The sequence below is a fragment of the Flavobacterium sp. MFBS3-15 genome (assembly GCF_026107645.2).
Classification (GTDB): Bacteria; Bacteroidota; Bacteroidia; order Flavobacteriales; family Flavobacteriaceae; genus Flavobacterium.
In genome coordinates, this window is the sequence record NZ_JAPCHV010000017.1 from 29,813 (window position 1) to 42,054 (window position 12,242).

A 12,242-nucleotide genomic window follows, 5' to 3' on the forward strand; every position below is an offset into this window, starting at 1 on the left:
AGCATCATGATTACAGTACTTGCAGAAAAACCCAGCGTGGCCCGTGAACTGGCTGCGCTGCTAAACGCTACGGAAAAAAAAGAAGGTTTTTTTCAGGGAAATGGCTATTATGTCACCTGGGCCCTGGGGCACCTTGTGACTTTGGGACTACCTGAAGATTATGGCTTCCCCAGTTTCCAAAAAGATAACCTCCCTATAATCCCTGCACCCTTTATGCTCACCCCGCGAAAAGGGTCAGGAAATGAACGGCTGCTGCCCGATAAAAGGATCGTAAAACAACTGGTTACTATTGGGGATCTGTTCAGAAAAAGCGAAAGCCTTATCGCTGCGACGGATACCGGACGCGAAGGGGAACTCATCTTCCGCTACATATACGAGTACCTGAATTGCAGAAAACCTTTTAAAAGGCTTTGGGTCAGCTCCCTGACCGAAAAAGCACTCCGGAAGGGTTTTGCCAATTTATTGCCAGGAGAAGAATTTGAAAAACTGTATCTCGCCGCCAGGGCGCGCAGCCGTGCCGACTGGCTGGTCGGAATTAATGCTTCGCAGGCGCTCAGTATAGCAGCAGGTACAGGAATTTACTCCCTTGGGCGTGTACAAACGCCTACCCTGGGGCTGGTCTGCAAAAGATTTTTGGAACACCGTGACCATAAACCAGCGAAATACTGGCAGCTTCAGCTTGTGCATACCAAGTCGTTTTTAGAGTTCAGGAGCAATGGTGCACTACATTTCGATACACAGGAGAAAGCGGAAGACGTTTTAAAATCAGTACAGCGCCAGAGCCATGCCACAGTATCCGCCGTACTATCGGAAACTGTCCATGAACCCGCGCCCTTATTGTTCGACCTGACAGCGCTGCAAAAGGAAGCCAACCGTAAATATGGCTTAACAGCATCCGAGACACTTGAAATTGCACAAAGCTTATATGAAAAGCAATTTATTACCTATCCGCGCACCGGCAGTAAATACGTGACGCAAGATGTATGGGAAGGAATACCTGCGCTCATAAGAAGCCTTCAACACGACCCGGAGCTTGACAAGCATCTTACCAAGATAAAATTCGGAAGGCTTAACAGGCACATTGTCAACGAAGGTAAGGTTACCGACCACCATGGCCTGCTTATTACTGAAAAGCTACCATCTTCCTTGTCGGTAAAAGAGGATGTCATCTACAAAATGATAGCCCTGCGATTACTGGAATCAGTTTCTGAAGCCTGTACTAAAGAAGTCAGCCGTATTACATTGCAGGTGCTGCATTATGATTTCGGCCTGACCGCTTCTGAAATAACAGAGCCGGGTTGGCGATCCATACAGAATGCCTTTGACGACAATACTATTGAGGAAAGAAATGTACCGGAGTTAAAGGAAGGTGACCGTGTAACCATCACATCCAGCACCATTAAACAAAAACAGCATGCCGGGCCACAGCTGTATACTGAAGCCAGCCTCTTATCCGCTATGGAGCAGATCATTTCCGAAAACTGCACCGCAGCGTCAAAGACGGATTTAAAGGACGTTGGCCTGGGTACGCCCGCCACAAGGGCATCCATTATTGAAGGCCTGCTGGATCGGCAGTACATTGAGCGAAAGGGGAAAGCACTTATCCCAACCTCAAAAGGACTTGTAGTATATGAAATAGTGGCAAATATGCGTATAGGCTCCGCAGTCATGACAGCAGAATGGGAAATCGCACTGGCAAGTATTGAACAGGGTACATTCTCCAGCGAAAAGTTCCAATCTGAGATTGAGGCCTACACCAAAAGTATCACCGATGAGTTATTAAAAGCTCCTGTTAAAAATGAAGCTGTCCCGGAACTGCTATGCCCCAAGTGTGGAGAACACCACTTGCATATTTCCGACAAAGTGGTAAAGTGCACCGCTGAGCAATGTGGCTGGCTTCAGTTTAGAAAAGTCTGTGGTACGATACTACCTGCTGCAGAAATTGAAAATCTGGTCAAGAACAGGACCACGAATGTACTTAAGGGAATGGTCAGTAAATCCGGCAAAAAATTTAACGCACGGTTGATCTTGGACGATGAGCACCAGGTTGCTTTCGCTTTTGAAAAATAACATATTACTAAATGGGGCTTGCAATCGCAAACCCCGTTTAGCTTTTAGGCTTAAGGTGTTTCAATTCATGCATTTTAACACTCTCTAATTCGTCTTAAATCAGATTTATGATGATTATAGTACTGGCCTAACTATTATCGATAAACTGAAAACTTACAGTGTTTACTTTAACGGAAAAAAAAGCTGATCAGTAGGTTTGTGACAACTTATCCTAAATTGTAGAAGTAATACATTCCTATTTAAGTAGAAGATCTTCCACCTCTACGATCTCAAAATCGTTATTTGATTCAAACAGGTGTTTCAGTATTGGGATATGCCCTTGCCCATAGATTACCAAAATTGCATTGTCGGCAGGTCCTACCATCCTTAAAATATTTGTGTAAATGCGGAGATTTGTCGTATACCACTCCGAGACCAAGTCTGTTCCTTCATAATTATCCCCTTTTCCAATATTTACAAAATATTTTATGTAATACTGTAAGTTTCTATTTAATGTATTTTGGCTGTTGAGGTATACAAGATGGTCTTTCATGGAAAGCTGGGCTTCTTTTTCATTCATTTGGTCTACTAAATCTTGCGCATGTAAATTCATATCTTTTAGCACGGTCTCCTGGCCATATCTTTTTGCCGCTTCCTGAGCTTCCTGTGTATCAAATTTTCCTTTATAATTGACACATGTTAATTTTGGCAGATTTAAAACCTTGGCAGTCTGGAAACCTAGCAGGTCAATTTCGTTTAGCTCAAGCTTGTATTGGCCGGCAAGGTATCTTTGATACAGGCGATTAATACTTTCCTGTTTATCAACAGGTACCTCAATGCAAATTTGATCAGGTTTGAAATTTGCAAGTTTTGATACGACCTCTTGCAGCTCTTTTTGCTTCTTTGGTGTCAGCTCAAGTTCTTTGTTACTATAGGCGTCTTGTGTGGAAGGGGTAAAATGCATACTTCCTAATAAAACAATCTTTACTTTTTCCTTCTTGTTCGTTTGCCCATATGTAATTGTTGACAATACTGAGAAGATTACTGATAATATCTGATATTTCATTCTAATTTTTTCTTGGCTTACTAAAATAATAAAAATTGAGTTCTAAGCCCTGCAGGTTATAAATAAGAATTTTGCTGTGAAACCTTTCCCACAATTAAGGTCTACAGACAACTTCTTATTTACATGTTTTTATTCTTCTTTCCCGTCCTCTTCATTAAACTGTAAGCACAGGACCTATTCTCGGTATACTCAATTTTGTATTCGCTTAGGAGCTGAGCGATAATCCGGTTGGTTTCATCTTCATTAAATCCTAATCTTACTCCTAGCTCAATTTCATTCAGTCTACCGTTATTGTCTTTTATTGCCTTGTAGTAGATTTAGAAATTCATCTTTTAGCTCTTCGAATTTATGATAGAATGCTTCAGCTAAAAGCCAAGGATAACTATCGGGGGATTATGTTTGCCGATTGTTAACTCTTCTTTACACATTTCGAAAAATGGCTTTTGGTGAATTAAGCCATGTAAAAGACCTACCAAAGTTGATGCAGTATAATTAACAGATACACCCATTATAATTCCATCATTTTCTTTTGATACTCGTTTAGCTTCACAAATGGTTAAATCCCTACCTTTTTTCTCCTGGAGATGATAGCTAGGACCATGCAGTATAATGAGGTCCGCATATTATTGGGGAATTGTAATTTTCGGGATTCTCCTATGTGTACAGAAAACTTGTTTTTCGATTTATTAGATCTGTTTCGTGCTATTTTTATATGTTTTAAAACCGGCTCTACTAAATGAACCATATGTCCTTTACTTGCAAGCCATTCTGAATATTCCCCGTACCGCCTCCAATATCAAGAATTTTTAGGGGTGAAGAGAAGATGTGTCTTTCTATAAGTGATTTTATTATCTCAAATTCAAAGAAGCCCATTCTCTTATCCAGTCGGGTTTCTTCGGAAGCTTTTCAGAAACTTCCATTAACTCTTTTAAGTAGGTGTTCCAATTCAGGGTCATTTTTGATACGCTCCAGTTCACTGTAAACAATGTTTACAATGTCCAGTTTTACCTGCCTGTAATTGTCCTCCACCTCCCTCTTAAGTATATTATTCCCGTTGTTGTCAGTAAAATTTCTAATGCTTGGAATCTTCTTGTAATTTTTCTCCTCTTCTGCAACCTTTCTCGTGTCCACTACAATCTCTGCATGGAAGATCTTCTGTTCGATACGTTCATCAAAATTGTCCGATACTGCACCTACAAACATACCCTGCGTAAGGGTCGAAATCTTAGAGGCAGGGATAAGGCTATCCAGTTGTGTGGATATTGAAGTGGATTTGTCAGTCCGGTTGATGGTCATGCTTTGGCGTTTCTGCAGCACCTTGCCGAAGCGCTCTGACAGGCTCTTGGCGGTTTCCCCAACAACCTGGCCGCTAAAGATATTCCCAACGGTATTTTGTATCACTTTACTTTCCTTATCCCCATAATCCCTGGTGAGCTGTGAGTAATCCTGAAAACCCAGACAGATGGCAACTTTGTTACTACGGGCGGTCGCAATAAGGTTATCGAGACCACGAAAATAAATCGTGGGCAGCTCGTCAATAATTACGGAACTTTTAAGCTGCCCCTTCTTATTGATCAGCTTTACAATTCTTGAATTGTACAATCCGAGCGCAGCAGAATAGATGTTTTGCCGATCCGGGTTATTGCCTACACACAGTATTTTAGGCTCCTTTGGGTTGTTGATGTCAAGGGAAAAATCATCACCGGTCATCACCCAGTAGAGCTGCGGGGAAATCATCCTCGACAGCGGTATTTTAGCCGAGGCGATCTGCCCCTGTAACTGGTCCTGTGCGCCGCCCTGCCAGGCATCCATAAAGGGAGATAAGTAATTTTCAAGGTCCGGATAGGAAGTCAATATCGTAAAAACATCCGCATACTTTTTATTCAGCAGCTCTATGGCGTGCGGAAAAGTGCAGTATTTACCGTTATCATAAATCTTTAGGAACCATATGATGGCTGCCAAAAGAATAATTGGTGATTCTACAAAGAAATCGCCCTGCTTTTGTATCCAGCTGCGGTTCAGGTTCAGCATAATGGTGTACGCCGATTCATAGGCGTCAGAGATGTCCGTCATAAAATCAGGGTTGATGGGATTGCAGCGATGGCTGAGGCGCGGGTCATCAAAGTTGATGACATAGAACTTCGGCTTGACTGTATATTTGTCAGCATGCGTGAGCAGGTGGTTATAGGCTATAGTGGAAAGATCGTCAAACTTAAAATCGTAGATGTACATGGAAAACCCTTTTTCGATGTGTTGCCTTATGTAATTATTAACCACTGCAAAGGACTTACCCGAACCGGGCGTACCCAATACTATAGTTGCCCTAAAGGGGTTGACAATGTTGATCCAGCCGTTATTCCATTTTTTGTTATAGTAGAATTTTGTTGGCAGATTGACGGAATATTCATTTTCCATAAGCCGGGTCTCCTGTTGGAAACTTTCGTTTTCAGTATTGAAAACGTCATCCATAAGGCTGTTTTGTAAAAGCCGTGATGACCATACACCTCCGACCATCAGGCAAATGTAACCAGTTACAATACTTGCAATGTACGCCGTGACAGCCCACCCGCTATCCAAAGAAAGCAGCCAGCCGCTACAAAAGAAAAACAAGAAGCCTACGACTACAATAACTTTAATTTTAGCCCACGTTACCTTTTCATTTTTGACCCCTTTGGTTCCGAGGCAGCTTAACGCCAAAAGCAGTACAGAAAAAACCTTTGTGTACAGTCCGTGTGAGAATAGTCCAGCGGTACGCTGGAAGTTGGAAAGTATCTTATTGACAAGGTTCAATGTCCAGCCTTTTTCCAAAAACCAGCCGTAGCAAAACCAGTAAAAGTGCATCAATACTATAAGGATACTGACCGCCCTCATAAAAGCCATTATTTTGGCAAGCCCCCTGATATCATCTTCTCCCTGCATTATATTAGTTATTTGTAGTTATTGCTATAATTTAGAGACTGAGGGGCCTTAAAAGTCAGAGATGACTGCAATTGGCTGCGGATTGCTGCATTTATACATATATTTTTGAAAGCTCTTCAACTTAGGAAGCCATCAATTAGGCTACAACAATTCCTGATTCGGCTACAACTCCCTTTTTAGGATGAAAGAATTTTGCTGTATTCAAAATTTAAAAAATCAGAAATCATGGACACAGACAAAAAGAAAGTAGCATTAGTAACAGGTGCTAATACCGGTGTAGGATTCCAAATTGCCAAAGCCCTTGCCAAGGAAGAGTATATAGTATATGTAGGGGCAAGAAACCTGCAAAAAGGGGAAGCTGCTGTTTCTGAAATAGGTAGCAATGCCAAAGCCATCCAGTTGGATATCACAGATCACGCATCTATTGATGCAGCAGTATCGAAAATTCATGATGAATTTGGTTACCTTACATTGTTGGTTAACAATGCCGCCATATCTCACGCCGGAAAGCCCGGGCGTACAATGGAAGAAATATTAGGCGCGCAAAAGCCAAGCCTCGCTCCAATTGATGAATTGCGCTCGGTATGGGACACCAATGTATTTGGGACACTTGCCGTAACACAGGCCTTTTTACCGATGTTGCATAACGCACCATCTGCGCGTATTGTTACTGTATCCAGCGCTTTAGGTTCGCTTACCATAAATTCAAATCCCCACAATCCGTACCGTACGTCGTTTGATGCCGTATATGGAGCTTCTAAGACGGCACTCAACGGGATCTTCCTGTCTTTAGCAATAGAACTTGAGAATACAAATATTAAGGTCCATTTGGTAAGCCCCGGTTTTACCGCAACAGCGTTGAATAACTTCCAGGGAACCGATACTGTGGAGCACGGTTCTTTGGAACCAATCCGCGTAGCGTTAACCGAAGACCTTCCAACCGGAAGCTTTACCGGGCCGGCTGATTTTGCCGGAGCAAACAATGTGCTTCCGTGGTAGTATTAAAGAAAGTAGCCTATGGCAAATACTACAATTGCCATAGGTTTTTTTAATTAGATTTGAACCATGAAAAAGAAAAACTTAGTCCGGTTTCGTTCCATTTCAGAAAGCCACGAGGCCTTTGGCTTACCCAAACCTCAGCACCCGCTGATCAGTTTGGTTCATTTTAATGAGGACAATCCTTTTAATACGGAAATGGCACCAATTTATGACGTACTGGATTTCTACAAGATCACCTTCATTACGCAAAACAGTGGCAGGTTGAAATACGGGCAGGATTATTATGATTATAATGAAGGCAGCATGCTGTTTACAGCGCCCAACCAGTTGGTGGGGACGACTGAATATAACAGGAATACCTATGCCTATTTGCTACTTATCCATCCTGATTTTTTGTTGGGTTACCCCTTGGCAAAAAAAATAAAGCAGTACGGTTATTTCTCTTATTCGATGAATGAAGCGTTACACCTATCCGCCCAGGAAAGGGAAATCATCTTATCGGTGTATAAGATCATGGAGCAGGAAATCAATGCCCGGGTCGATGAGTTCAGCCAGGAAGTAATTGTTTCCCAAATAGACTTGTTACTTAGTTATGTCAACCGCTTCTACAAGCGGCAGTTCATCACCCGTAAAGTGGTAAATAATGATGTCCTGCAAAAAACCGACACCATTTTGGATGACTATTTTAATACCCAGCAAACACTAAACCAGGGTATACCAAAGGTGCAATTCCTGTCGGAACAACTGCATTTGTCACCGGGGTATTTAAGTGATTTGCTCCGGTCTCAAGTAGGTTTAAGTGCACAGCAATACATTCACCTCAAGCTTATTGAAAAAGCCAAGGAAAAATTAACCACTACCCATTTAACCGTAAGCGAAATAGCTTTTGAATTGGGGTTCGAACACCCGCAATCATTCAACAAACTATTCAAGGCAAAAACCAAACTATCGCCATTAGAATTCAGGCAGTCGTTTAATTGATTATGTAAAAAGCGAATATTTAGTCCCTTACAATTTACTGGTTTCCTCTTTTGTGTTTTCTTTTTTTCTTCATTTGATTCTCAAAAGCACGTTCTTCGTAGTCTTCCCGCTGGCTCTCTGGTAAAAGGTTTCCAAAAGCATTAAGGAATCCATCATCACGGTTTTCAAATAAAAATTGAAATGGGCCACCCATTTCCTCTTTTGTACTCACGGTGGGAGCTTGCCTATCAATCAAACCTTGAGCAGTATTTGTTGTAAGCCCTTTGCTCCACCAGTCGTTAAATACATTCGCCGACAGATTTTTACCTAGTTGCGAACCATTCCATACGCTTCGGGATTCATGGTCGATAAAAGTAATCCCATAAATTCTTCCCTGATTAGCCCGACGTACCACGACATTGATACCCTGTCCGAGTAGCTGCTTTTTAAAATCAAACTCCCCGCTGGCCATATGCATAGCAGTTTCAATAGTATTTTTAAGTATTGCCTTTGAAGGATGCTTTGCCATTTCCGTCCTGGACTTTTCAAAATGCGCTTCGAGATGGTCCAAGCCTGCATGCCGGCCGAACGAGGAAGATTTAAAGGGATTACCCGCTTTCTGTCCTTTAGCATCAAGGGCAAAGTAGACCAAACCTTTTTTTGGTTTGCCATAGGCTTCCCCGCTTACCTGCTCGCAAGTAATATTAAAGAGGGAAAGTAGTGCATTATAAGTACCAAGATTAGGAAAAAAATAATATAGGGGCAAATACCGGATTACTGCTGCAAGCTGGCTTTTTACGTTGCCTTTGGCATAGTCAACAGGCTTGAAAAAAAGCTTGTCATTTTGCTGTGTTTTTTCATCCGCGGGTTTTAAATTAAATTTCTTTTCAAGGTTACGGCAGGCTGCCATAGAACGGTGGTGGTCGTAACTGTCAGGTATCTTGCTTCCATCAAGTTTTACGCAGGTTGTCACGATATGGATGTGTGTGCGCTCGATGTCGGTGTGCTTATAGACAATGTAAGGCTGCTGTGCATACCCCATTTCCTTCATATATTGCTCTGCCATTTTCATAAAGCGCTCATCACTGACTTTATCGGAAGGATCAGGATTCAGGGAGATATGCCTCACTGGCTTTTCCGTTTTATTATTAGCCAATAGGTACGGCTCGAAGGAGCGACAGATTTGTGTTGTTGTCAGGTGGCCATCAAGCGGCTCAGGTATCCTATGGGCAATCAATACCTTACCGTTTTCTTTTTCCACTTTTAGCTGATTATAGGCAACAGCACCAAAAATATTCATTCCCTTACCAATTTTAGCAATCATAATTACTATTCTTTATTGAGGTATTGTGATTCAAATAGCTTGGTTAGCTCAATTATTTTGTTGCACAGCGCAGCCATTTCAATGGTCTGCCTTTCCAGCCTAAAGAGGTAAGCTGCTGCTTTTTTTTCAGAAAAATTGCGGTACAATATTTTTACTATCTGGTTATAATTCACGCCTACCGACCTGAAAATGGTGTAGAATTTTGTTAACTGCGTATGGTACTCCATCGCCTGCATATCAATTTTTACCACTTTAATTTCCCTCTCCAGCAAAAGTGAAATGATAAACTTTGCTTTGTTGTGCATACCAGAAGTCTCATACAGCGACAAGAGTTTTGCGTTTTCTTCGTCATTGAGACGAAACACATGCCTGTGGGTACTTGGGCTAAGCTTTGGCTTACGCCCACCTTTTTTTCTTTGTTCGTTATCCTGTTCTTTCATCATCAATCCATTTTAAATTGAAACACCCGACTTCGGAGGGATGTTCAGCCCCCTGCAAGGGCAAGTTGTTTTGAGGCACCGATTGCATTTCGGGTGCCTCAAAACATAACTTGCTCCTTTCCCGCGAAAGGAAAATCCGCCCTGCTGGACAGATTAAGTTTAGCACGGATGAAAACGGCTTCCTGCCGTTTATCCATATTTGGGGATAATCACTTTGGCACTTGCAAAGTAAAGGCTTGTTGTTCAAATCATTGATAGTTAAAGCAGGGTCAAGGAAAGTCGTATAGTGCCCATGGCTTCCAAAGGAGAAAGTCTGCGAATTAGCTGTGTACTATTGTTCCTGCATTTGTAATTACGTTGATATGTATAAACGTAATTATGTAGCTACACTGGTACAATGGAATGCAAGTGCTGCGGTATAGGTAGACTACCAAACATTTATAAACAGATGAATAAAAAAGTAAGGATTTAGATATGTAAGTGTCAATATACGTATAGTCACGTGCCCTAACCCGCATACCGTTGTCCGCTACTATACACAAAAGAGCAGTCATAAGTGCCGGCTTACGCAGCACTGTATAATCATAACTGTATCGGTAAAATGGTATGGCATCATAAATAAGTATAAATAATTACGGATAATAATATGGAAACACAGCACAACACATTATTTGTAGCCTTTGCTTCCCAAAAGGGAGGTGTTGGTAAAAGCACTTTTACAAGTCTTGTAGCAAGTTCGATGCACTACCGTTTGGGATACAATGTTGCGGTACTCGACTGCGATTTTCCCCAATACAGCCTGGCGCAGATGCGTGAACGGGATATGAAAGCTGTTATGGAAAATGAAGCGTTTAAAAAGATGGCGCACCGGCAATTCCTGAGCCTTAATAAAAAAGCCTATCCTATCCTTCAGCATAGAGCAGAAAACGCGCTTGAAGCTGCCCAGGAGTTTATCGCTTCGTCAGAAGCCCCCATAGACATACTCTTTTTTGACCTGCCCGGAACGGTAAACTCGGCAGGGATTATTAAAGCATTGGCGGGGATGCACTACGTATTTACCCCAATAATCGCTGACAGGGTGGTGATGGAAAGTACACTGGTATTTACCCAGTTAATCACGGATGTACTGATGAAACAACAAAGTGTCAGTATCAAAGAAGTTTATCTCTTTTGGAACCAGGTTGATGGCAGGGAACGCAACCCATTATATGAATCCTATGGGGAATTTATCCGCACGCTTGGGCTAAAACTGATGAAAAATACCATTACAAATAGCGTCCGGTTCAGGAAAGAAAGCGAGCCTGATGCCAAGGCAGTATTTCGATCTAGCTTGTTACCAGCCGATGAGCGCCTGATGGAGGGCTGTAATCTTGATGCCTTTATCAATGAGTTTTTACAAATACTGAATAGTAATTGATATGGAAAAGGAAGATAAAATAAACAGCGACAGCGGGGAAATTGATGAGCAATACCTGATGTCCATGATGGCAGGCGGTGTCCGCAAGGAAGGGCTTGAGGCGAAGGCTGCCCCAGATGGACAAAACCCCGTGAAAGAGCCTTCAGTAAGTAAAGATAAAAAGCCGCGAAAAAATGTCTCAGAGGACTACGAAACCTTGTTTTTACGAAATACTTAGGGGAACGCACGTCATGGAAAATCGGTCTATATCCGTCAGGATTTCCATGAGAGGCTTACCCGGATCGTACAGGTTATCAGCGAAGACAAAGTGAGCCTCTATTCCTATTTGGAGAATGTGCTGGAGTATCACTTCAGAGAGTTTAGTGACCAGATTAAAAAAAGTTTTGATGATAAATATAAACCAATATTATAATTATGGAGACTATTATTATATGCCTGTTAGTACTGGCAATTGCGCTGTTAATATATGTTATAACACAAGGAAAAAAAGAAAAAAATAATGTAATACATAATGAAGATCCGCTGGCCGGATTGCCTGATATTATTGGGAGGCCGAAAAATGCTTCCAATTATTCATCCCCTAGTACCGCTCAAAGCAAAAGGGAAGGTACTTTAAGCACAACCGATAACTTTGACAAAAGAAATGAGAGAAGACCTAAGGTATATAAGATTCCGCAGGAAGAGCCAGAAGTGGCTGAAAAAATATTACCGGATTGGATGGAAGAAGAGGAAGAAATGGAAAGGTCAGCGGCTTACGGCACAGAAGAAGGTTTTGCAATGGGGGTTACCTTTGATGAACTTGCTAGCCTCGAATGGTTGCTGGAGCGTGATGCGGCTGTACCTTCTGACAGAGAAGATGCGATAAGTATTATTTCTAAAATCGATGGAACCGAACTTTTGAACCTGCTGGAAAGCAAGGTTGGGGAGGCATCCAGAAAAATAGCAACCCTGTTGGACAGCCACATAGCCAGTGGATAGACAGCGGTGGTTAAATTTTCCTAACTATCTTTATACAAAAAAATCATAGTATCAACGATACCAAAATAACTGCTTCCGGTTACCTATTCT

Annotated in this window: 10 protein-coding genes and 1 pseudogene; 7 read left to right on the forward strand and 4 right to left on the reverse strand. The window is 41.9% G+C overall.

Going from position 1 to position 12,242, the window contains the following annotated elements:
- Window positions 1-6: 6 nt before the first annotated feature.
- Window positions 7-2,070, forward strand: coding sequence for a type IA DNA topoisomerase (locus OGH69_RS14590; protein ID WP_265175224.1), 2,064 nt, complete (start codon window positions 7-9; stop codon window positions 2,068-2,070).
- A gap of 235 nt (window positions 2,071-2,305) precedes the next feature.
- Here OGH69_RS14590 and OGH69_RS14595 read toward each other — a convergent pair whose 3' ends face one another.
- Both OGH69_RS14595 and mobC read right to left on the reverse strand, forming a co-directional pair.
- A complete protein-coding gene (locus OGH69_RS14595; RefSeq protein ID WP_265175225.1) occupies window positions 2,306-3,115 on the reverse strand; it encodes a DUF5694 domain-containing protein in 810 nt (269 codons plus the stop codon).
- A 906-nt stretch (window positions 3,116-4,021) separates the two neighbouring features.
- Window positions 4,022-6,034 carry a conjugal transfer protein MobC gene (gene mobC / locus OGH69_RS14600; RefSeq protein WP_265175226.1) on the reverse strand — a complete coding sequence of 671 codons (2,013 nt, stop codon included), beginning with the start codon at window positions 6,032-6,034 and terminating at the stop codon, window positions 4,022-4,024.
- Between the two features lie 225 nt (window positions 6,035-6,259).
- Between mobC and OGH69_RS14605 the strand changes: the two genes are divergently transcribed.
- Together OGH69_RS14605 and OGH69_RS14610 are read left to right on the forward strand one after the other, a co-directional pair.
- On the forward strand, window positions 6,260-7,033 hold the full coding sequence (locus OGH69_RS14605) for an SDR family NAD(P)-dependent oxidoreductase (protein WP_265175227.1): 774 nt from the start codon (window positions 6,260-6,262) through the stop codon (window positions 7,031-7,033).
- A gap of 66 nt (window positions 7,034-7,099) precedes the next feature.
- Window positions 7,100-8,014, forward strand: coding sequence for a helix-turn-helix domain-containing protein (locus OGH69_RS14610; protein ID WP_265175228.1), 915 nt, complete (start codon window positions 7,100-7,102; stop codon window positions 8,012-8,014).
- 34 nt (window positions 8,015-8,048) lie between these two features.
- On the opposite strand, the gene OGH69_RS14615 is transcribed toward OGH69_RS14610, so the two are convergent.
- Window positions 8,049-9,317 (reverse strand): relaxase/mobilization nuclease domain-containing protein, encoded by a 1,269-nt coding sequence (locus tag OGH69_RS14615; RefSeq protein WP_265175229.1) that lies wholly within the window; start codon window positions 9,315-9,317, stop codon window positions 8,049-8,051.
- Window positions 9,318-9,322: 5 nt separating this feature from the next.
- Window positions 9,323-9,757 carry a conjugal transfer protein MobA gene (gene mobA, locus OGH69_RS14620; RefSeq protein WP_265175297.1) on the reverse strand — a complete coding sequence of 145 codons (435 nt, stop codon included), beginning with the start codon at window positions 9,755-9,757 and terminating at the stop codon, window positions 9,323-9,325.
- A gap of 646 nt (window positions 9,758-10,403) precedes the next feature.
- Between mobA and OGH69_RS14625 the strand changes: the two genes are divergently transcribed.
- The 4 genes and pseudogenes from OGH69_RS14625 (at window position 10,404) to OGH69_RS14640 (ending at window position 12,152) form a co-directional block, all read left to right on the forward strand.
- Window positions 10,404-11,174, forward strand: coding sequence for a ParA family protein (locus tag OGH69_RS14625; protein WP_265175230.1), 771 nt, complete (start codon window positions 10,404-10,406; stop codon window positions 11,172-11,174).
- Between the two features lies 1 nt (window position 11,175).
- The gene (locus OGH69_RS14630) at window positions 11,176-11,391 is read left to right on the forward strand and encodes a DUF3408 domain-containing protein (RefSeq protein ID WP_265175231.1); all 216 of its coding nucleotides are present in this window, start codon (window positions 11,176-11,178) and stop codon (window positions 11,389-11,391) included.
- 18 nt (window positions 11,392-11,409) lie between these two features.
- Window positions 11,410-11,586 (forward strand): annotated as a pseudogene (locus OGH69_RS14635) (DUF3408 domain-containing protein); the annotation flags it as partial.
- Between the two features lie 2 nt (window positions 11,587-11,588).
- On the forward strand, window positions 11,589-12,152 hold the full coding sequence (locus OGH69_RS14640) for a conjugal transfer protein TraD (RefSeq protein WP_265175232.1): 564 nt from the start codon (window positions 11,589-11,591) through the stop codon (window positions 12,150-12,152).
- The last annotated feature ends 90 nt before the right edge of the window (window positions 12,153-12,242 follow it).

Coding starts and splice junctions, on each gene's coding strand:
- OGH69_RS14625 (WP_265175230.1), top strand. CDS start 10,404: ATGGAAACACAGCACAACACATTATTTGTAGCCTTTGCTTCCCAAAAG.
- OGH69_RS14640 (WP_265175232.1), top strand. CDS start 11,589: ATGGAGACTATTATTATATGCCTGTTAGTACTGGCAATTGCGCTGTTA.
- mobA (WP_265175297.1), bottom strand. CDS start 9,757: ATGAAAGAACAGGATAACGAACAAAGAAAAAAAGGTGGGCGTAAGCCA.
- OGH69_RS14615 (WP_265175229.1), bottom strand. CDS start 9,317: ATGATTGCTAAAATTGGTAAGGGAATGAATATTTTTGGTGCTGTTGCC.
- OGH69_RS14610 (WP_265175228.1), top strand. CDS start 7,100: ATGAAAAAGAAAAACTTAGTCCGGTTTCGTTCCATTTCAGAAAGCCAC.
- OGH69_RS14590 (WP_265175224.1), top strand. CDS start 7: ATGATTACAGTACTTGCAGAAAAACCCAGCGTGGCCCGTGAACTGGCT.
- mobC (WP_265175226.1), bottom strand. CDS start 6,034: ATGCAGGGAGAAGATGATATCAGGGGGCTTGCCAAAATAATGGCTTTT.
- OGH69_RS14630 (WP_265175231.1), top strand. CDS start 11,176: ATGGAAAAGGAAGATAAAATAAACAGCGACAGCGGGGAAATTGATGAG.
- OGH69_RS14605 (WP_265175227.1), top strand. CDS start 6,260: ATGGACACAGACAAAAAGAAAGTAGCATTAGTAACAGGTGCTAATACC.
- OGH69_RS14595 (WP_265175225.1), bottom strand. CDS start 3,115: ATGAAATATCAGATATTATCAGTAATCTTCTCAGTATTGTCAACAATT.